Source organism: Macrococcus sp. PK (assembly GCF_022501545.1).
GTDB lineage: Bacteria > Bacillota > Bacilli > Staphylococcales > Staphylococcaceae > Macrococcoides > Macrococcoides epidermidis.
In genome coordinates this window covers 92,897-114,088 of sequence record NZ_JAEPRF010000006.1, presented here as the reverse complement: position 1 = coordinate 114,088, position 21,192 = coordinate 92,897, and the positions used below count along the sequence as shown (strand labels likewise).

At 33.0% G+C, this 21,192-nt stretch carries 22 protein-coding genes; all 22 read left to right on the top strand.

Annotated features, from left to right (window positions below):
• Positions 1-30 precede the first annotated feature (30 nt).
• The 22 genes from JJJ02_RS05300 (at position 31) to brnQ (ending at position 21,182) form a co-directional block, all read left to right on the top strand.
• Positions 31-984 carry a thymidylate synthase gene (locus JJJ02_RS05300; RefSeq protein WP_239242994.1) on the top strand — a complete coding sequence of 318 codons (954 nt, stop codon included), beginning with the start codon at positions 31-33 and terminating at the stop codon, positions 982-984.
• Positions 985-995: 11 nt separating this feature from the next.
• On the top strand, positions 996-1,475 hold the full coding sequence (locus JJJ02_RS05295) for a dihydrofolate reductase (protein ID WP_239242993.1): 480 nt from the start codon (positions 996-998) through the stop codon (positions 1,473-1,475).
• Positions 1,472-2,191 carry a lysophospholipid acyltransferase family protein gene (locus tag JJJ02_RS05290; RefSeq protein ID WP_240837834.1) on the top strand — a complete coding sequence of 240 codons (720 nt, stop codon included), beginning with the start codon at positions 1,472-1,474 and terminating at the stop codon, positions 2,189-2,191. Before JJJ02_RS05295 ends, JJJ02_RS05290 begins: the two co-directional genes overlap by 4 nt.
• A gap of 21 nt (positions 2,192-2,212) precedes the next feature.
• On the top strand, positions 2,213-3,058 hold the full coding sequence (locus tag JJJ02_RS05285) for a DegV family protein (protein WP_239242991.1): 846 nt from the start codon (positions 2,213-2,215) through the stop codon (positions 3,056-3,058).
• Positions 3,051-3,602, top strand: a complete 552-nt coding sequence (locus JJJ02_RS05280; protein WP_240837832.1) for a DUF2140 family protein — start codon at positions 3,051-3,053, stop codon at positions 3,600-3,602. Before JJJ02_RS05285 ends, JJJ02_RS05280 begins: the two co-directional genes overlap by 8 nt.
• Before the next feature lie 4 nt (positions 3,603-3,606).
• The gene (gene msrA / locus JJJ02_RS05275; protein ID WP_239242990.1) at positions 3,607-4,134 is read left to right on the top strand and encodes a peptide-methionine (S)-S-oxide reductase MsrA; all 528 of its coding nucleotides are present in this window, start codon (positions 3,607-3,609) and stop codon (positions 4,132-4,134) included.
• Positions 4,127-4,558: a peptide-methionine (R)-S-oxide reductase MsrB gene (gene msrB / locus JJJ02_RS05270; protein WP_240837830.1), complete on the top strand. Its 432-nt coding sequence runs from the start codon at positions 4,127-4,129 to the stop codon at positions 4,556-4,558. Before msrA ends, msrB begins: the two co-directional genes overlap by 8 nt.
• Positions 4,559-4,613: 55 nt before the next feature.
• Entirely contained in the window at positions 4,614-5,114 is a 501-nt protein-coding gene (locus JJJ02_RS05265) for a PTS sugar transporter subunit IIA (RefSeq protein ID WP_239242988.1), read from the top strand.
• Positions 5,114-5,335, top strand: coding sequence for a YozE family protein (locus JJJ02_RS05260; protein WP_111714952.1), 222 nt, complete (start codon positions 5,114-5,116; stop codon positions 5,333-5,335). Before JJJ02_RS05265 ends, JJJ02_RS05260 begins: the two co-directional genes overlap by 1 nt.
• A gap of 80 nt (positions 5,336-5,415) precedes the next feature.
• Entirely contained in the window at positions 5,416-6,897 is a 1,482-nt protein-coding gene (locus JJJ02_RS05255) for a S41 family peptidase (RefSeq protein ID WP_239242986.1), read from the top strand.
• Between the two features lie 13 nt (positions 6,898-6,910).
• Positions 6,911-7,975, top strand: coding sequence for an undecaprenyldiphospho-muramoylpentapeptide beta-N-acetylglucosaminyltransferase (locus JJJ02_RS05250; RefSeq protein ID WP_240837828.1), 1,065 nt, complete (start codon positions 6,911-6,913; stop codon positions 7,973-7,975).
• A 10-nt stretch (positions 7,976-7,985) separates the two neighbouring features.
• A complete protein-coding gene (locus JJJ02_RS05245; RefSeq protein WP_240837826.1) occupies positions 7,986-8,606 on the top strand; it encodes a phosphatase PAP2 family protein in 621 nt (206 codons plus the stop codon).
• 222 nt (positions 8,607-8,828) lie between these two features.
• Positions 8,829-9,428 (top strand): GNAT family N-acetyltransferase, encoded by a 600-nt coding sequence (locus JJJ02_RS05240; RefSeq protein WP_096076500.1) that lies wholly within the window; start codon positions 8,829-8,831, stop codon positions 9,426-9,428.
• Positions 9,429-9,447: 19 nt separating this feature from the next.
• Positions 9,448-10,128, top strand: coding sequence for a response regulator transcription factor (locus JJJ02_RS05235; protein ID WP_240837824.1), 681 nt, complete (start codon positions 9,448-9,450; stop codon positions 10,126-10,128).
• A complete protein-coding gene (locus JJJ02_RS05230) occupies positions 10,125-11,501 on the top strand; it encodes a HAMP domain-containing sensor histidine kinase (protein WP_240837822.1) in 1,377 nt (458 codons plus the stop codon). Before JJJ02_RS05235 ends, JJJ02_RS05230 begins: the two co-directional genes overlap by 4 nt.
• A 94-nt stretch (positions 11,502-11,595) precedes the next feature.
• On the top strand, positions 11,596-14,382 hold the full coding sequence (locus JJJ02_RS05225) for a 2-oxoglutarate dehydrogenase E1 component (RefSeq protein WP_240837820.1): 2,787 nt from the start codon (positions 11,596-11,598) through the stop codon (positions 14,380-14,382).
• A gap of 14 nt (positions 14,383-14,396) precedes the next feature.
• Positions 14,397-15,674 (top strand): 2-oxoglutarate dehydrogenase complex dihydrolipoyllysine-residue succinyltransferase, encoded by a 1,278-nt coding sequence (odhB, locus tag JJJ02_RS05220; protein WP_240837818.1) that lies wholly within the window; start codon positions 14,397-14,399, stop codon positions 15,672-15,674.
• An 83-nt stretch (positions 15,675-15,757) separates the two neighbouring features.
• Positions 15,758-16,717 (top strand): ring-cleaving dioxygenase, encoded by a 960-nt coding sequence (locus tag JJJ02_RS05215; RefSeq protein WP_240837815.1) that lies wholly within the window; start codon positions 15,758-15,760, stop codon positions 16,715-16,717.
• Positions 16,718-16,735: 18 nt separating this feature from the next.
• A complete protein-coding gene (locus JJJ02_RS05210; RefSeq protein ID WP_111714937.1) occupies positions 16,736-16,939 on the top strand; it encodes a DUF6501 family protein in 204 nt (67 codons plus the stop codon).
• A gap of 173 nt (positions 16,940-17,112) precedes the next feature.
• The gene (locus JJJ02_RS05205; protein WP_111714936.1) at positions 17,113-17,895 is read left to right on the top strand and encodes an ATP-binding protein; all 783 of its coding nucleotides are present in this window, start codon (positions 17,113-17,115) and stop codon (positions 17,893-17,895) included.
• Entirely contained in the window at positions 17,895-19,736 is a 1,842-nt protein-coding gene (locus tag JJJ02_RS05200; protein ID WP_240837813.1) for a vWA domain-containing protein, read from the top strand. The genes JJJ02_RS05205 and JJJ02_RS05200 overlap by 1 nt, the downstream gene beginning before the upstream one ends.
• Positions 19,737-19,853: 117 nt before the next feature.
• A complete protein-coding gene (gene brnQ / locus JJJ02_RS05195) occupies positions 19,854-21,182 on the top strand; it encodes a branched-chain amino acid transport system II carrier protein (RefSeq protein ID WP_240837811.1) in 1,329 nt (442 codons plus the stop codon).
• Positions 21,183-21,192 lie beyond the last annotated feature (10 nt).

Below are 21,192 nucleotides of genomic sequence, written 5' to 3'. Positions count from 1 at the left end.
AGTATATAAGTAAAAATAGAAAGAGGTGACTTGATGAATTCATTCGATCAAGCTTATCACGATTTGTGTAGAAGAGTTTTAGAAACCGGTAAAAATAAAGATGATCGTACAAACACAGGGACGTTATCTGTATTCGGCCATCAAATGCGCTTTGATTTATCAAAGGGCTTTCCATTATTAACAACAAAAAAAGTTTCTTTTAAACTTATTGCAACAGAGCTCATTTGGTTTATGAGAGGCGATACAAATATTAAATATCTTCTTGAATATAACAATAATATTTGGAATGAGTGGGCTTTTTTAAAATGGATAGAAAGTGACGAGTATCAGGGGCCAGATATGACGAACTTCGGTCATCGCGCACTAGTAGATGAAGCATTTAATGAAGAATATAAAAATCAGCTTAAAATTTTCAAAGAAAATATTTTAACGGATGCTGAATTTAGCAGGAAATTTGGAGATTTAGGCAATGTCTACGGTAAACAGTGGCGTAATTTCGAAACAAAAAATGGTTCGACTGACCAGCTTATGGAAGTAATCGAAGGAATCAAAAATAATCCAACGAGTAGACGACATATTATCTCTGCTTGGAATCCAGGTGAAATTGAAACGATGGCGTTACCACCATGTCACACAATGTTTCAATTCTATGTACAGGATAATAAATTGTCATGTCAATTGTATCAGAGAAGTGCGGATATCTTCTTAGGTGTGCCATTTAATATCGCTAGTTATAGTTTATTAACACATCTAATCGCGAAAGAATGTAATCTTGAAGTTGGTGAGTTTGTTCATACTTTTGGCGATGCACATATTTATTCAAATCATATTGAGGCTGTAAATGAACAACTTTCTAGAGATTCATTTGAACCACCTACATTAAAGATAAACACAGATAAATCAATATTCGATATTGAATATGAAGATTTAGAAATAATCAATTATCAAGCACATCCAGCTATAAAAGCACCTATTGCAGTATAAGGAGAATCGTTATGTTATCAATTATTGTTTGTCATGATCAAAATAGAGTAATAGGATACGAAAATAAAATGCCATGGCATTTACCAAATGATTTAAAACGCGTAAAAGCATTAACGACGGGTAATACAATCGTTATGGGGAGAAAGACATACGAATCATTAGGAAAGGCTTTACCAAATCGACGTAATGTAGTGATTACACGTGATGAGTCATTTAATCCAAATGATGCAGATGTTATTCATTCACTTGATGCAATCAAAGATTTAGAAGGACATGTGTTTATATTTGGCGGACAAAACCTTTACGAACAAACAATCGATATGGTTGAAGATATGTACGTTACTGTGATCGAGAATAAATATCCTGGGGATGCTTTCTTTCCTGAATATACTTTTGAGGATTTCATTGTGGAATCCATTGAAGAAGGCGCATTAGATGAAAAGAATCTTGTACCGCATCATTTTATGCATTTAGTGAGGAAAGAAAAATGATTAGATTAATAAGAACTGTAGGGACTATCATTGGGTATGCAGCTTTCGTAACGCCAAAATTAAATGGTGTGAAACGTTCTTTAACACACTATGATACTGTTACTGAAAAAGATATCGTAACGCATCAATATCCGAAGAGATGGGCCAGTAAAATATTAAGAACAGCCGGCGTAAAAGTAAATATTCACGGCAATCAAAATTATCCAGAAAATGGTGTATTATTTATTTCAAACCATGAAGGTAATTTTGATATTCCTGTGCTAATTTATGCCATCAATAAACCGTTTGGGTTCGTCTCAAAAGTGGAAGTGAAAAAAATTCCATTTTTACATAAGTGGATGGATTTATTAAATTGTATTTATCTCGATAGGACGGATCGTCGTTCATCAATTCAAATGATTCGAGATGGGGTCACATCATTAAAAGCGGGACATAGTATTATGATTTTCCCTGAAGGTACGCGTAGTAAGGGGAACGGTATGGCAGAGTTTAAAGCAGGTTCTTTTAAACTCGCTAAAAGTGCAGGTGTACCGATTGTCCCTATTGCTATTAAAGGTACATCTGAACTTATGGAAAAATACAATAGTAAAAAAATTGTACCCGGCCAAGTTGATGTCACGATATTAGATGCAATTGATCCGGAAATATTCGATCGTTATACTTTACAGGAAGTTGCTAATCTTGTACATGAGCGTATAGAATCAGTAATAAAATAACAACAGATATCGAGGGATAAAATGAGTAAAATAAAATTGATTGTAGATTCAACACATGATTTGCCACAACAATATTTAGATGACCATGGCATTGTACAGGTGCCTTTAAATATTGTGATGGATGGTAAAACATATTTAGATCAGGAAGAAATTACTTCTGAAGAATATTTAAGACAACTTGTTACATTAAAAGATATTCCTAAAACGAGTCAGCCGCCTACTGGTAAGTTTGCAGAAATTTATGAAAAATATTTAGACGAAGGTTATGAAATATTAAGTCTTCATATGACGCATCGTTTAAGTGGTACTGTAGGTAGTGCGCAAACTGCTGCAGGGATGGTTGATGGCAAAGTAACTGTTATTGATAGTGGTTTTATAGCACAATCTTATGGATTTATCATTCAAAATGTTGCAGAACTTATCATTAAACATAAATCTATGGATGAAATAGTGACAGCAATTGAAAATATGAAAAAACAATCACGTTTATATCTTGTTATTAGTCAACTTGACTATTTAAGAAAAGGTGGACGTATTTCTCGTGGTAAAGGATTTATCGGAGGATTGATGAATTTAAAGCCAGTAGCTGAAGTTGTAGATGGGGAAATACAAGTGTTACAAAATGCGCGCACGCAAAATGCTGTCGTAAAATTATTGACCAAAGAAGTTGCAAAAATGGCTGAAGAATATAAATATCTTCGCATCGGTATTTCTCAAGCGGATGCAATGGATCTATTAGAGAAAATAAAGGCATCAATTGAACAATATACCGACGAGAAAATTTCTATTAATACGACTACACCAATTGTTTCTACGCATACTGGGCCAGGTGCAATAGGATTGTCGGTATTTGGCTATAATGATTAAACTTATAAAACATCCAATTTGGTTTATTTTATTTATTTTATTATTATTCATAAATTTGTATTCTTTTTTCTGGGCGAGACAAATATTTTCTGAACCGATACAACTTAAATCTTTACCTTCAATTGAGATGGATTCTAAGGATAAGATGATTTTGTCTGAAGATACGATAAAGCATTTCATAACGCTTGATGATAAAAATACTAAGATTAAATTTAAAGATCACTTTATTTGGATAGATGCGAAATCGGAATTTATGACATTTGACGTGCATACAAAAATAAAAACGACTCCAGAAGTCATTGCGCCCGGTATGCTTGCTTTAAACATAGAGCGTATCGATATCGGACAACTTCCTTTATCCAAACAAAAAGCACTTCGCATCGTCGATAAATACGGTGACTTGCCAGATGAAGTCACATTGGATGAAGAAAACAATCGTTTCATCTATACTTTAGGTATACAAGAAATTGGCGATACAAAAATATTATTAAAGAAAATTGATGATGAGAAAGCGTGGCACTTCGATTTAAAATTAAAGGAGTGATTAGATGGCACTAGCAACTTTAGCAGGTGGGTGCTTTTGGTGTATGGTTAAACCATTTCATCAGTTTGATGGTATCATGTCTGTAGTGAGTGGGTATAGTGGTGGACACGTAGAAAATCCTACTTACGAAGCTGTATGTACGAATACTACTGGGCACCGTGAAGCAGTTCAAATCTCTTATGATGAAAATATTATAAGTTATCAGGAAATTCTGGATATATACTTTAAAACTTTTGATCCGACTGATAATGAAGGTCAATTCTTTGATAGAGGAGAAAGTTACACACCTGCAATATTCACGCATAACGATGAACAAAAACAAATCGCAGAAACAGTGATTCAAAAGTTAAATGACGCTAAAATATTTAAAAAACCGATATCTACACCAATAATACCGTATAAAAATTTTTATCCTGCAGAAGCATATCATCAGGATTATTATAAAAAAGCACCTTCACATTATGCTGCGTACAGTGAGGGTTCTGGACGAAAAGGATTTATTAAATCACACTGGGGTGAACAGGATGCTTAAAAAAGATATAAATGAGTTAAATGAAATGGAATATTACGTTACGAAGCAAAATGGTACTGAGCCACCATTTGAAAATGAATATTGGAATCATTTTGAAAAAGGAATCTATGTGGATAAAGTGAGCGGAAAACCGCTATTTACTTCAAATGATAAATTTGATTCTTCTTGTGGATGGCCATCTTTTTCAAAAGCAATAAGTGATGAAGAGATTATTGAATTAGTAGATAAGTCTTTCGGAATGACACGAACAGAGGTCAGAACTGAACTTAGTGATATTCATCTTGGTCATGTATTTAACGATGGTCCAAAAGACAAGGGTGGATTAAGATACTGCATTAATTCAGCAAGTATTCAATTTATCCCATACGAAAAGTTAGCAGAATTAGGTTATTCTGATTACTTAAAGGTATTAGATGAGAAATAAATGGGTATGATAAACTTAATTAACAAAATAAATATGTATTAATGGAGGAATTATTATGTTCAAAAAAATGTTTGGTAAAGGTGAAGAAGTTTCTAAGCAAATTGAAATTAAGGCTCCGATTACAGGGAAATATGTAGCAATTGAAAATATTCCAGATCCAGTGTTTGCTCAAAAGATGATGGGTGAAGGATTTGGTATTGAACCATCAGAAGGAAAAGTTGTATCACCGATTGATGGTGAAATCGTCAATGTATTCCCGACAAAACATGCTATTGGTATTAAAGCAAATAATGGTCTGGAAGTACTTATTCATGTTGGTTTAGAAACTGTTGCAATGAACGGAGAAGGATTTGACGCTTTAGTAAGTGCTGGCGATAAAGTAAAAGTTGGTGATGCGTTATTAGATTTTGATATTAATTTAATTGAAGAAAAAGCTTCATCTATTATTTCACCAGTTATCATTACAAATTCTGATGTGATTAATCAATTGGATACATTAAATAGTGATTTATTAGCTCGTGGTGAAACAACTGTTTTATCAGTTGAAGTAAAATAATGAAGCAAAGTTCTTTTTATCATTACGCATTAACTGAACGCGGTGCAAAAAATGAATTTGGTATTTTTGCTGAAGCTGTATTCAATGATTTAATGTTTCCTAAAGAAAATCTTGATTTTGAAAAATTGTCAACATATATAGAAGAATATGGTTCTTCTGATATGTCACTTTCTACATTTGATAAAATGTACGAAGCATATCAGGAATGGTTAAATTTTTAGCATGTATCATTTGATACGTGCTTTATTTTTTGTTTTTTTATATACTATTGAAATAAACTTAAATTAATTGGATGTGAAATATGTTGAACCATGACAAAAATGATTTTGATCAATCAAATGAAGAAAATGACAAAAAGATAAAAAGAAATTACGTGATTTCCCCTTTTAAATTTATAATGATGATTGTGTCGACAATCATCATTACTGCTGCTATCACTGCATTCTCAATCTTAAGTGGCAATGAAAAAATTATTACAGATGATTCTCCGAAACGTAGTGAATTTGTAAAACTTTATCATGTTTATGATACTTTAAACCAGGATTACTATAAAGATGTAAAAAAAGAAGACCTCGTCGATGCAGCTATTAAAGGGATGGTTAGTGGATTAAAAGATCCTTATAGTGAATATATGACAGAAAAAGAACAAAGTGAATTTTCTGAATCGATGCAAGGTGATTTTCAAGGTATTGGAGCAGAAGTTGAACAAAAGGATGGAAAAATTTTAATCTCAAGTCCGATTAAGGGTGCACCAGCATATAAGGCAGGTATTAAACCAAATGATATCATCTTAGCAATTAATGGTAAGACCATTGAAGGATGGAATACACAGCAAGTTGTCAATAAAATACGTGGTAAAAAGGGAACGGATGTCGTTTTAACTATTAAACGTGGGTCACAGGATCCATTTAAAGTAACGATAACACGTGATAAAATCCATATGAACAGTGTTACTTCAAAAATTACAAAAGATAAAACTGCTATTATTACAGTGACAAAATTCCAGGAAAAAACTTCAACAGAATTTCATGATGCGCTGAAAAACATGCATGAAAAAGGTATGAAACGTTTAGTCATTGATTTACGCAATAATCCTGGTGGTTATCTGGATGAAGCTACTAAGATGGCGAATGAGTTTCTTGATAAAGGTGATACCATTTTATATACAGAAAATAAACAAGGTGATAAAAAGAATCTGACAGCGAAAAATCCTGCCAATCCAATCACAAAGGATTTGAAAACAGTGATCCTGCTTAATGAAGGTTCGGCGAGTGCTTCAGAAGTATTTGCTGAAGCGATGCGTGAAAATGATAAATCAGAAATTGTTGGAACGAAATCATTTGGTAAAGGTATCGTTCAGACTGCAACGCCTTATAAAGATAAATCGATGTTGAAATATACACAAATGAAATGGTTAACGCCTAAAGAGAACTGGATTCATAAAAAAGGAATTGTACCAGATGTTGAAGCAAAATTACCTGCATATACGAATGCGCAAATATTAGATCCAGATACAGTGCTGAGTCTTGGTGAAAAAGGAAATAATATTAAATCTTTAGAGTTAGGACTAAAAGCTCTAGGGTATAATCCTGGTAAAATAGACACTGTATTTGATAGCAAGACAGAACAAGCAATTATTGATTTCCAGACAGACAAAGACTTAACGATCAATGGTCAATTCAGTGGCAAAACAACTGAAAAGTTTACTGAATTATTAATGAAAAAAGTTCAGACTGATGATACACAATTAAAAACAGCAATAAAAGAAGCAAAATCAAAGTAATGGAGTGAAACGAATGAAAATTGCATTTACGGGTGGGGGAACGATTGGTCATGTCGCTGTTAATATGGCTTTAATTCCTAAAGCAGAAGCACAGAGGATTGAATGTATATATATCGGTTCTAAAAATGGGATAGAAAAAGATGAAATTACAAAACGATTTCCAAACGTTAAATATTATGGCATCTCGAGTGGTAAATTACGCAGATATATCTCTGCTGAAAATCTTAAGGATATCTTTAAAGTACAAAAAGGCGTATTAGATGCATTGCGTGTTTTAAAAAGAGAAAAACCGGATATAGTATTTTCAAAAGGTGGATTTGTTGCTGTTCCTGTTACAATTGCTGCAAAAATGCTTAATATTAAAACCATCATCCATGAATCTGATGTTACACCAGGACTCGCTAATAAATTAGCATTAAAGTTCGCGAATAGATTCTATACGACATTTGAAGAAACTTTAAAATATGTTCCTAGAGAAAAATCTGATTATGTTGGCGGTATTATTCGCGATGATTTATTTTCTGGAGACGTTTTAAAAGCTTATCAAATCACACAATTTAATCGTGATAAGAAAGTACTTATGATTATGGGTGGTTCACTTGGTTCTAAGATTATTAATCAAGTTGTACGAGATAATTTAGATATTTTATTAAAAAAATATCAAATTATACATCTTGTGGGTCGTGGTAATCTAGATATTTCAATTCAAAAAAATGGTTATTATCAGAGAGAATTTGTCTCTGAAGAGTTAATGCATCTTTACAAAATTACAGATATTATGATTTCACGTGCTGGTTCAAACGCACTTTATGAATTTTTAGCATTAAAGATACCGATGATATTAATTCCACTCGGTTTAGATCAAAGCCGAGGCGATCAAATTGAAAATGCCAAGATTTTTAAATCTAAAGGTTTTGCAGAAGTTTTACATGAATCTGAATTAAATAGTCAGAATATAATCAATACGATTGAAAAAGTAGAAGAAAATTATTCTGAAATAAAAAATAAAATGCATGCTGAACAGGTTACATATACAGCAGAAACCCTTTTAGAAAAAATTATATTCGATGCCAAGTAGGAGAGATAACATGTCGAGAGCGAGAAGAATTACCTTAATTTTAATATTTAGTTTTATTTTTGGCGTAATAGCTTTTTTCCATGAATCAAGACTAGGTAAATGGATTGATAATGAAGTATATGAATTTATATATTCTTCTGAAAGTTTTATAACAACGTCTATCATGCTCGGATTTACTAAAGTGGGTGAAGTCTGGGCAATGATAGCATTAAGTTTACTAGTAGTTGCATATCTTATGCTGAAAAAATTAAAGATAGAAGCGTTATTTTTTGCACTATCTATGATTCTATCAGGTACATTAAATCCTTTATTAAAGAATATTTTCGATAGAGAACGTCCAACTTTACTTCGTCTAATCGATATTACTGGATTTAGCTTCCCGAGTGGTCATGCAATGGGGTCAACCGCATTTTTTGGAAGCCTTGCATACCTTTTTAGTAGAAGTGATCGTAAGATAAAACCATATTTGATTGGATTATGTGTGTTTACAATTATCATGATTTCTTCAAGTAGAGTTTATCTAGGTGTTCATTATCCGACAGATATCATTGCCGGAATTGTAGGTGGTATTGTTTGTATTCTTTTATCTCAAACAATTTTGCATAAAGTAATTGACAATCGTTCTCAATAAGGTATAATAGTTATTGAAAATGGTTCTCAATTGAAGAGTTCCCCCTCTAGTAGAACATTTTCAATTAACCCCCCAATATTTTGCCCATACACTCCTGACTTTGCCCAGTCAGGAGTTTTTTGTGTTGATTTTTATTTCTTTGTAAATTTTAATCATAAACATATGAATTTTCTTAATTTCTTGATATGATTTTGCTATATCACAGAAAAAGAAGGTGCCACAGTGACAATTAACGTATTTGAATCTGTCGTGTTAGAGAATGAAAGAATTAAATTAATACCGATGCAAATTGAACATGCGAAAGATCTTCATGAAATCAACCATGAATCAATTTGGAGTTATATGTTATTTAAAGCGACAGATATGGATTTAATGGAACAATGGGTCATTGACGCGGTGCATTTAAGAGAAAAGATGAAATCTATTCCTTTTATCGTCGTAATGAAAGAAACAAATGAAGTAGTTGGTTCTACGCGAATAAAAGAGATAGATTATGATAATGATAGTTGTGAAATTGGAACGACCTGGTTTGGTGTGAAAGCACAAAAAACTTATGTTAATACAGATAGTAAGTTTTTACTATTGGAGTTCTGTTTTGAAACATTAAATATGGTACGTGTTCAAATTAGAGCAGATGAGCGCAATGAACGTTCTAATAGAGCGATAGAACGATTAGGTTTTCAAAAAGAAGGTGTTATTCGTAAAGAACGTAATCTAGATGGTGTGAGAAGAAATTTAATTATTTATTCAATCATTGATGATGAATGGCCAGATGTGAAAGAAAATATTAAACAAATTCAGGAGAAATACAACAAGAAATAGCTTTTTAGGAGTTGGTGATTTGCATAGTATTTTAATTATAGAAGATGAAGAAAATTTAGCCCGTTTTATTCAGTTAGAATTGATGCATGAAAGTTATGATGTCGGTGTCGTTTATGATGGTGAAGCTGGACTTGAAGAAGCAATAAAAAATGACTATGACTGTATACTTTTGGATTTAATGTTACCTAAAATTAATGGCTTAGAAGTATGTAGGAAACTTAGAAAAGTGAAAGATACTCCAGTAATTATAATTACAGCGAAAGGTGATACTTACGATAAAGTCATTGGTTTGGATTATGGTGCAGATGATTATATCGTAAAACCTTTTGATATAGAAGAGTTACTTGCTAGAATAAGGGTGATTTTACGTCGTCAACAGCAACCGAAGAATGATATTGTTGAAGAAAATATCTTACAAATTGATCAAATGAAGATTAATCTTGATGCATTCTCAGTTTCGATTGACGAAAAAGTACTTGAATTAACAAAGACTGAATTTGAACTGCTTAAGCTACTTGTAGAGAATAAAAAACATGTATTGACTAGAGAACAGATTCTGACAAGTGTCTGGGGTTATGAAAGTGAAGTTGAGACAAATGTAGTTGATGTGTACATAAGATATTTAAGAAATAAACTTAAACCATTTCAATATCATAAGCTGATAGAAACCGTCCGCGGCGTAGGTTATGTCATACGATGAAAACGAAATCACAATCATTACGCTCTAAATGGACTGTCTTAACAACGACACTGACATTTATCATTTTTATGATTTTTAGCCTATTCATAATATTTTTAATCAGTACATACCAAAAAGAGCAGGAAGTAGAAGATCTAAGGAAAAGTGTCACGGATATTTCTAATCTATTTGAAGAAAAAACGACTGGCGAAGTGACAAAGTCAGATATTTACCGTGCAATCAATAAAAATGAAAAAGTATTTTTGTATAATCTTGATGGAAATAGTATTTATGATGTCAGTACGAATTCTAGTTACGACTTTAATCTACCAGTTATAAAGACAAATGAACGCAGTCTTGTTCAGAAAAAAATTGGAGAAAGACAATTCTTATTAATGTCAACGCCATTTCACAACGAACATTATAACGGCTATATTACCGTTGCACGTTCTCTGGATGATTACTTTAATGTGATGCAATTTCTTATATTGCTGTGTAGTTTTTTTGGGCTTACAGCTTTATTTATGACGGCTTTAATCAGTTTTTTATTTTCTAATCAGATTACAAAGCCTATTCGAAGACTTTCGAGCAAGATGAATCAAATTAAAAGAGATGGTTTTCAAAATAAACTGCAAGTCTCTACGAGTTACTATGAGACGGATGATATGATTGACACATTTAATGAGATGATGAGTCAGCTGGAATCAAGCTTTGAACAGCAGAAACAATTTGTAGAAGATGCAAGTCATGAACTTCGTACACCACTACAGATTGTTAATGGTCATTTAAATCTCATACAAAGATGGGGGAAAAATAATCCCGAAATATTAGAAGAATCTCTCTCTATCTCATTGGAGGAGATGAATCGTATTAATAAACTTGTAGAAGAATTGTTATTATTATCGAAAGACTCAAATTTATTAGAAACAAAGCAGATTGAAAATATTGATATCAATGCAGAAATTCAAGGTAGAATTCATTCCATACAACAGTTAAAAGACGATTACATGTTTGAATATCATTCAACTCATGAACAGATTAAGCTGAATATCAATCGTTTTCATTTTGAACAAATTTTACTGATTTTTCTGGATAATGCGATGAAATATGATCAGATTAATAAACATATTGTACTTCGTACCTCTTTGAAGAATAAATTAGTTCAGATTGAAATTATCGATAATGGAGAAGGTATTCCAAAAGAAGATATTCCGAATATATTTGATCGTTTTTATCGTGTTGATAAATCAAGAGCAAGAAGTAAAGGTGGAAATGGTTTGGGTTTATCGATCGCTAAAAAGTTAATTGAAACATATAAAGGACAAGTGAAGATAGAAAGTGAAGTCAATCAATTTACAAAAGTTATTATACAATTCCCGATACGTACAATATAATTCACAAAGATATGTTTTTCCCCTTTAATTTCGTGCTTTGCTTTGTTAAAATAGCTATGTAAACGTTTTATTTAATTAAATGGAGGGTGGAACCATGACAAAAGGTAAAAACCTAGATGAAGCACCACCTAGATTTGGAACGAACTTAGGTATTCTTTTAGACATGTTCGATCAATATCTAGTGGATCCATCGTCGGTATCTGATGAGTTACAATTATTATTTTCAAGTATTCAGGAGGGGCAATCAGCACTATCAGGCAATGCAATTAGTGCAGGTAATGCCGATACTGAGAAAGTTAAGCGTGTGTTAAAGTTAATCGATAATATTAGATTGTATGGGCATCTTACGGCTGATATATATCCATTATACCGTCCACAGAGAGAAAATTTGCCAGCATTAACGCTTGAGGATTTTAATCTGTCAGAAGAAGATTTGAAATCTTTGCCAGCTGGTCTTATTTCTGATCAATATGCTCAAAAATTTGCCAATGCATTAGAAGCAATCATTCATCTACAAGCGGCTTATCAAAGTACAATTGGTTTTGAAATTTCACATATAAATGATGCTTATGAACGTGAATGGTTAATTGAACAAATCGAATCACGTGAGCATCATCAATTAAGTAAAGATGATAAGATTAATCTATTAAAGAGTCTTGCACACGTTGAAGGCTTTGAAAAATATATCCATAAAAATTTTGTAGGAGCAAAACGTTTCTCTATTGAAGGTGTAGATGCTTTAGTACCAATGTTAGAGCAAGTATTGCGTATTGGAAACAAAGAAAACATCAAAAATATTGAAATAGGTATGGCACACCGAGGTCGTTTAAATGTATTAACACACATTTTAGAAAAGCCGTACGAAATGATGTTATCTGAGTTTATGCATACCGACCCTATGAAATTTTTGCCGGAAGATGGTTCGTTAGTTGTCACTAAAGGTTGGACAAGTGATGTTAAATATCACTTAGGTGGTAAAAAGACAACGACAAAATATGGTAACGAACAAATCGTGTCACTCGCAAATAATCCATCTCACTTAGAAATTGTGGCACCTGTCGTTTTAGGTAAGACACGTGCAGTTCAGGAAATAACTACTGATGTGAATAAACCTGAACAGGATTTCAATAAAGCATTAGCAGTTTTAATTCATGGAGACGCAGCATTTCCTGGTCAAGGTATTAACTTTGAGAGTATGAATTTAAGCAATTTAGATGGATACTCTGTTGGTGGTTCGCTGCATATTATTACAAATAACCGTGTAGGGTTTACAACTGAGCCATATGATTCAAGATCCACTACGTATGCAACTGACGTTGCGAAGGGTTATGACTTACCGATTATTCACGTTAATGCTGATGATGTCGAAGCTTGTATGGAAGCGATTGAACTTGCAATGGCATTCCGTCAAAAATTCAACAAGGATTTCGTAATTGATTTAGTAGGTTATCGTCGTTACGGTCATAATGAAATGGATGAACCAACAATTACGAACCCAATGTTATATAAAGAAGTAAAAGGTCATCCAAGTATTGAAATCAAATACGGTAAAGAACTTGTAGCAGAAGGTGTTATTACCGAAGATGAAATGAATGCAATTTTTGAAAGTGTTACTGCTGAAATGCGTGCTGCACATGATAAAATTGATAAGAGTACGAAAAATAATGACAGTGAAATGCTAGCACCTGTTGAAGTGACAGAAGGTTATGAAAGTGTGGAAACTGGCGTTTCATTTGATCGATTGAAGAAACTAAATGAAGAAATGTTAAATACTCCAGAGACATTTACAGTATTTAATAAACTTCAAAAAATTCTTGAACGTCGAAATGATCCATTTACTAAAGATGGATTAATTGACTGGGGACATGCTGAACTTTTAGCATATGGAACAATCATTCAAGACGGAAAACCTGTAAGACATACAGGTCAGGATGCGGAGCGTGGAACATTTGCACATCGTCATGCGGTATTAAATGACGAGAACAATGGAGATAAATATGTACCTTTACAACACATTTCTGACGCAAAAGCATCTTTTGATATTCATAATTCTCCTTTATCAGAAGCAGCTGTTGTAGGTTTTGAGTATGGCTATAATCTTGAAAATAATGATACATTAGCTGTATGGGAAGCTCAGTATGGAGATTTTGCTAATATGGCACAAATGATTTTTGATAATTTTGTATCAAGTGCAAATGCTAAATGGGGAGAACGTAGTGGGTTAACGTTGCTTTTACCTCACGCATATGAAGGACAAGGTCCGGAACACTCTTCTGCACGTTTAGAGCGTTTCTTACAGCTTGCCGGTGAAAATAACTGGACGGTTGCGAATGTAACTTCGACAGCAAACTATTTCCACTTATTACGTCGTCAGGCACATTATTTAAATACGTTACAGATGCGACCACTAGTATTAATGAGTCCAAAGAGTTTATTACGAAATAACTTCGTAGCAGATACGGTGGATAAGTTTACTGAGGGTAGCTTTAAACCTATTATTTCTGAAAGTTATAAAAAGACGAAAGTTAAGAAGTTGTTAATTGCAAGTGGGAAAGTAGCTATTGACTTATACACTGAATTGCAAAAAAATCCAAATGATACAATTCACTTAATTCGATTAGAACAATTGTATCCATTACCAAAGGAAGAAATTCAAGCAATTATTAACGATTTACGTGGATTAACTGAAATAGGATTTGTTCAGGAGGAACCTGAAAATCAAGGTGCGTGGCAATATATTTATCCAGAATTACTGGAGATGGCACAAAGAATTGACGTTAAATACTATGGTCGCGTTCGACGTGCTGCACCATCTGAAGGTGATAATGAGATTCATAAACTTGTTCAAACAAAAATCATCAATGAAGCTTTAAACTTATAAGGGGGAAGATAAAAGTGGCAGAAATCAGAGTTCCAGAATTAGCAGAATCTATTACAGAAGGTACAGTATCAACTTGGTTTAAACAAGTTGGAGATACAGTTGAAAAAGGCGAAAATATCGTTGAGCTTGAAACAGATAAAGTTAACGTAGAAGTTATTTCTGAAGAAGCAGGTGTTATTACAGAAATAAAAGCACAAGAAGGAGATACAGTTGAAGTTGGATCAGTCATCGCAATCGTTGGTGAAGGTGGGGCAACATCAGCACCAGCAGAAAATAAATCACCTGATGCTGCTCCAGCAACTTCTGAAAAAACAGAAGAAACAGTACAATCAGCTGAAACTTCTAAAAATGCTCTGGAATCATCTGAGCCTATAACATCTAATGAAAAAAGCGGACGTATTGTAGCAACACCATCTGCTAGAAAGTATGCACGTGAGCATGGCATTGATTTAGCTTCTATTAATCCTCGCGATCCTAAAGGATTAATCAGAAGTCATGATGTACAAAATGCAGTTAATGCACCTGTTCAAGCTGAAAAACCAGCAGCTCCAGCACAGGAAAAACCTGCAAAACCTGAAAATCTTGCGAAACCTGTAATTCGTGAAAAAATGAGTCGCAGAAGAAAAACGATTGCTAATAAATTATTAGAAGTTTCTCAGAATACTGCAATGCTTACTACGTTTAACGAAATCGATATGACAAATGTTATGGATTTACGTAAACGTAAAAAAGATGCATTCCAGGAAAATCATGACGGTACACGTTTAGGTTTCATGTCATTCTTTACAAAAGCAGTGGTAGCAGCACTTAAAAAATATCCTGCTGTTAATGCTGAAATTGATGGAGACGATTTAATCTTAAAACAATTCTATGATATCGGTGTTGCTGTATCTACTGACGAAGGTTTAGTAGTACCTGTTGTACGTGATTGTGATAAGAAGAACTTTGCTGAAATCGAAGGTTCTATCTATGATTTAGCAATTAAAGCACGTGATAAAAAATTAGGATTAGATGATATGATGGGTGGATCATTTACAATCACTAACGGTGGTGTATTCGGTTCATTAATGTCTACGCCTATTATCAATGGTACGCAAGCTGCTATTTTAGGTATGCACTCTATCGTGACACGTCCAATTGCAATTGATAAAGAACGTATGGAAAATCGTCCGATGATGTATGTCGCATTAAGTTATGATCACAGAATTATCGATGGTAAGGAAGCTGTAGGTTTCTTGAAAACTGTTAAAGAATTAATCGAAAATCCTGAAGATTTATTATTAGAAAGCTAATTTGTTATAAATAATTTACCCAGTAACTTATACACGTTATAATAAGTATAAGTTACTGTTTTTTTATATTTGGAGGAGAAATCATGGATTTATTAGGATTACATCACGTCACTGCCATTACGAGTGATGCACAAAAGTGTTATGACTTTTATCATAAAGTTTTAGGATTAAAGCTTGTTAAAAAGACAGTTAATCAAGATGCAGTCGATACATATCATCTGTTTTTTGCTGATAATGAAGGTAGTCCAGGTACAGATGTGACTTTCTTTGATTTTAAAGATGCACCAAAAAATTTACGTGGCACAAATGATATTTATGCCTTTTCATTGCGTGTACCAACAGATTATAGTCTTTATTATTTTAAACAGCGTTTTGATGAAATGCAGATTAAATATGATGCGGTTATTAAAATAAACGGCAAACATGCACTACCTTTCTATGATTTCGATGATCGCTTAATTTATTTGATTTCAGATGAATTGAATACTGGTATTCCGATGGGGAAACCTAATCCACATAGTCCTGTAGAAAGTGTTCATCAGATTTTAGGATTAGGACCCGTTTTACTTGCTGTAGAACATACGCTTGTTACAGCATCCGTTTTGACACAAATATTAGGTATGGAACGTACCGGAGAATACGAACATAGTGACTCTTTAGATACAGTACATGTATTTTCAATGGGTGACGGTGGTAACGGCGGTGAAGTACATCTTTTAAAACGTACTGGTCAGACAGAGCAAGGATATGGTGGTGTTCATCATGTCGCATTTAGAGTTAGTGAAGCGTTAAAATTACAAGCTGCTTTAAATAAATTAAATACTGGTAATATTCCAAACTCAGGGATAGTTGATCGATATTATTTTAAATCTTTATATTTCAGAGATATTTCTGGTATATTATTTGAACTTGCAACAGATGGTCCTGGATTTGCATCTGATGAACCAGTTGATGCTTTAGGTGAACGTTTGAGTTTACCACCATTTTTAGAAGCACGTAGAAATGAAATTGAAAGCGCATTAAAACCAATACAAACAAATTAAAGATATGGGGTTGTTAATATGTTACATGAAGAATGGCAAGATAAAGCTGCAATCAAACAAGTTAAAGTTGTTAATGTTGATGCTAAAAAATATAAAGTAAACGATATGCTTACTGTCGGTCAAGTTTATGATGTGGTCAATGAAACAGAAGAATATTATCATATACGAGACAATAGTGGTAAAGTTGGCGGATATTATAAAGAATATTTTGAAGAAATTTAAGAATTTTATTAGTACAGAAAGTAAATACTGGTAAAGTATTATATTTATAATACTTTTTGTGACAATTTCGTAAAAACAGTTTATAACAAAATATTAGTACAATCATGTATAATAAGGTTAAACAATAAAGGGGCAAAATATTGCCTCTTTTTATTTTGAAAAGGAGTAAGATCATGCAAAAATATCAAAATAGCGATGTAACGATATACGAGGACGCTCTGGCAATGCTAAATTTAAGTAAAAATGTATTATTAAAGGGGCCAACTGGTTCTGGTAAAACGAAATTAGCAGAAACTTTGAGTGTTGATATGGATCAGAAGATGAATAGTATTAACTGTTCGGTAGACTTAGATGCAGAGAGTTTATTAGGTTATAAAACAATCGAAAATAGCAATGGTGAATCTCGAATCGTATTCGTGGATGGACCAGTTATTGAAGCAATGCGTGAAGGTAACATATTATACATTGATGAAATTAATATGGCTAAACCTGAAACGTTACCTATTTTAAACGGTGTGCTTGATTTTCGTAGAACAATAACGAATCCATTTACTGGAGAAGTGATTAAAGCACATGATAATTTTAAAGTTATTGCAGCGATAAATGTTGGTTATGTAGGTACATTACCAATGAACGAAGCATTAAAAAATAGATTTGTCGTTTTAGATCTTCACTATATAAGTGGTGATGTCTTAAAACAAGTTATAGTAGAACAGACGACATTACAAGATACCAAGATAATTGATCAGATTATAAAGTTTAATCAGGATTTAGTAACGATGGCGAGTCAAGGTCAAATTAGTGAAGAAGCAAGTTCAGTCCGTGCTTTGCTTGATTTCTGTGATTTAATACAAGTAATGCCGATTGAACGTGCAGCGAAACGTGCAATCATTGATAAGTTGGATGATGAGCGAGAACAAAATGCGATTATCAATGCAATGGAACTGAATTTTTAATGAGTGAAAAATTTATATTATTTAATGATGAGCGCGTCGATCCATCATTAATAATGACTTTGACTGACTTAGCCCAATTATTACGTGAAGATGAGACGGTGAAAGTAAACTTTCAGAAGTTTGCTTATTTTGACCTTGCTGAAAATACGATTAATGTAGCATTCAAATGGAAACATAGAGAACGTGAAGAAGAAATGAAATTATTAAAGAGTGACACAATATTACATGCTATTGGGTTTGAGTACACGGATTTAGACATTGTAGAAGATGTACTTGAAGAGTCATTTCGAGTTAAAAGCTTCTTTCAGCAGCTCTTTATGATGATTGATGAATTTAGATTAATGCATTTAATCAGTGAAGAAAGACCTTTCACAAAGAAATTTTTTGATATACGCATTCGAGCAAAGTTAAAAGAGAATGAAAGCCAGATTAAATTTTATCAGACAAAGGCGATGCCCACTGATGAATTATTTTTACAAATTGAACATGCATTACTGACAGATAATATCCTTTCTTTTCAGACAATGTTTTTTACGGAACTTGAATATAGCATTCAGCTTGCCTTACAATCATTTTATGACTTAAAAAATACTGAAGATAGTGCAAATCTTGCAATAAGACTTATGCTATTAATTGAACCAAATTTAACGAAAGATATGTTAAACGCCTATTACCATATCCCGAAATTAGCATATATGAATGCTAAAGCTATTAAAAAAGCAAATTTAGATAAAGCGAAACAAGACGTAGCAGAAATGGATGAATCAGAGTCAGTACAGACAAAACAACGTGATACAGAAACAAAGAGTGGTGCTTATCTTGAGACTGAAGTAACAGAAGGTTCGAACAGTAATAATATAAAAGAAAATGAGCGTGAAGGTGACGCAAGTGATGACATTACTGAGATGATGATGGGGAAAGGTAAGACAAAACCGCCTCAGACAGACGCAGAAGGTAATGATATTAGTGACATCGTCGGGGAAGAGAACATCAATACAAAGATAATTTGGAAAGAAACTGTGCAAGATGATAAAAGTCTGACAATATATAATGCATATAAAGAGGATGTATTAAAAGAGATAAAAACATTGGTCAACGTGATTAACAAAAGCGTCGATCATGAGGTCAGCGCAAAGCGTCAAGGTTTGAGTAAAGGAAAATTAAGTCGTAACCTTACACAATGGTTTTTAGATGATCGCAAACGCGTATTTTATAAAGAAGATCAGAAATCCTATAAATTAGATGCAACGTTTATGTTATTAATTGATGCTTCTTATAGCATGGAAGATAAACTGGAAGAAACAAAAAAGGGTATCGTCTTGTTTCATGAGACATTACAACAATTATCGATAAGACATGAAATTATGGCTTTCTCTGAAGATGGGTTTGAAGCGGATAAAAATATTCAGCCAAATATTTTAGAACAAATCATTACTTACCAAAATTCCTTACAAAATCAATATTCTCCAAATGTAGTGAGTTATAAGACAGGTGAGGATAATCGGGATGGTTTAGCGATTCGGATAGCTGGCAATATGTTAAAAGCACGTCAGGAAAAACAAAAATTTTTAATCGTATTCTCAGATGGTGAGCCATCAGCATTTGATTATGAATCGAATGGTATTATAGATACCCATGATGCGGTAGTTGCGCTGCGAAAAGAAAATATATATGTCATCAATATTTTCTTAAGCCAGACAAAAATCGACGAAAATACGATGGCAACAATAAAAAATATTTATAATGATTACTGCATCTTTGTGGAAGGTGTAGAAAAGTTGCCAAGTGTGATTCAACCGCTTCTTAAAACTTTATTACTCCAAAGTATGAAACAATTTTAGATTAATTACACACACATTTAAATGGTGTGTGTATTTTTTTTAAATTTTCAGAAAAGTTGTAGACTTTATGCGTTTAAAGTGATACTATAATTAACATTAAAGTAAGGAGGTCATCCCATGAATAAGAATACTTGGGTTGTAGGTTTTATGTTATTTGCAATATTTTTTGGAGCGGGTAATTTAATTTTTCCGCCGAATTTAGGTTTTGCCAGTGGTCAATTTTTCTGGCCGGCAATTTTTGGTTTTATTTTAACAGGGGTAGGCTTACCTTTACTTGGTATTATCGTCGGATCTTTAGATGAATCAGGTTATAAAGGTGTACTTCATAGAATTAATCCGGTATTCGGAATCTTATTTCTGTCAGCAGTATATTTAACGATTGGACCATTATTTGCTATTCCGAGAACAGGTGCAACATCTTACGAAATGGCTGTGTTACCATTTTTAAAAGCACCATCTGCTATGTCTTTATTGATTTTTACAATTATTTTCTTTGGAATTACATTATGGTTAGCGATAAATCCATCTAAAATGGTAGATAGAGTAGGAGCAATCTTAACACCACTATTACTGATTTCTATTATTGCTTTAGTTGTGGTAAGTATCTTCTCATTATTTGGTACTTCACCAGTGAAGGAGCAAGCTGATGTTTATACGAATTTAAATACAAGTTTCTTTAGCGGGTTTACTAGTGGATATCAAACAATGGATGCAATTGCAGCGATTGCATTCTCAGTAATTGTTATTAATGCGATTAAAGATAAAGGTATTACAAAAGAAACTGGTTTATTTAAACAAACGGTATTAGCAGGCATCATTGCTGCGATTGCATTAGGTTTCATTTACTTAACTTTAGGATGGATTGGTAGTCACTATCATTTATCAGCTGCACAACTTTCAGAAATTAAGAAAAATGAATTAGATTTAGGTACATATATTTTAACGCACGTTGCACATGATACATTCGGTACTTTCGGTAAGCTGTTAATTGGCATCATAGTGAGCTTAGCTTGTTTAACAACTTCAACAGGTTTAGTTGTTGCTGTAAGTGAATATTTCAATGAAATATTCCCGAAAATATCTTATAAAACATATGCAATTACTTTTACATTATTTAGTTTTATATTAGCGAACCAAGGATTAAAAGCAGTAATTGAAAAATCAATTCCTGTATTATTAATCTTGTATCCTATAGCGATGACCTTAGTGTTAATTATGTTAGTCGCAAAATTTGTACCAACACCATTATTAGCATTTCAAATTCCGATTATATTAGTAACGATTGTTTCTGTTTTATCTGTACTGAGTTCGCAATTTAAGATATTACCTTTTATGAACGCATTACCTTTAAAAGCACAATCAATGGAATGGCTAATATTCGCTGTAGTTGGATATATCATCGGTTATGTATTAGGATTAAGACAAACTAAAATTGCATATAAATAAATGAAGACCT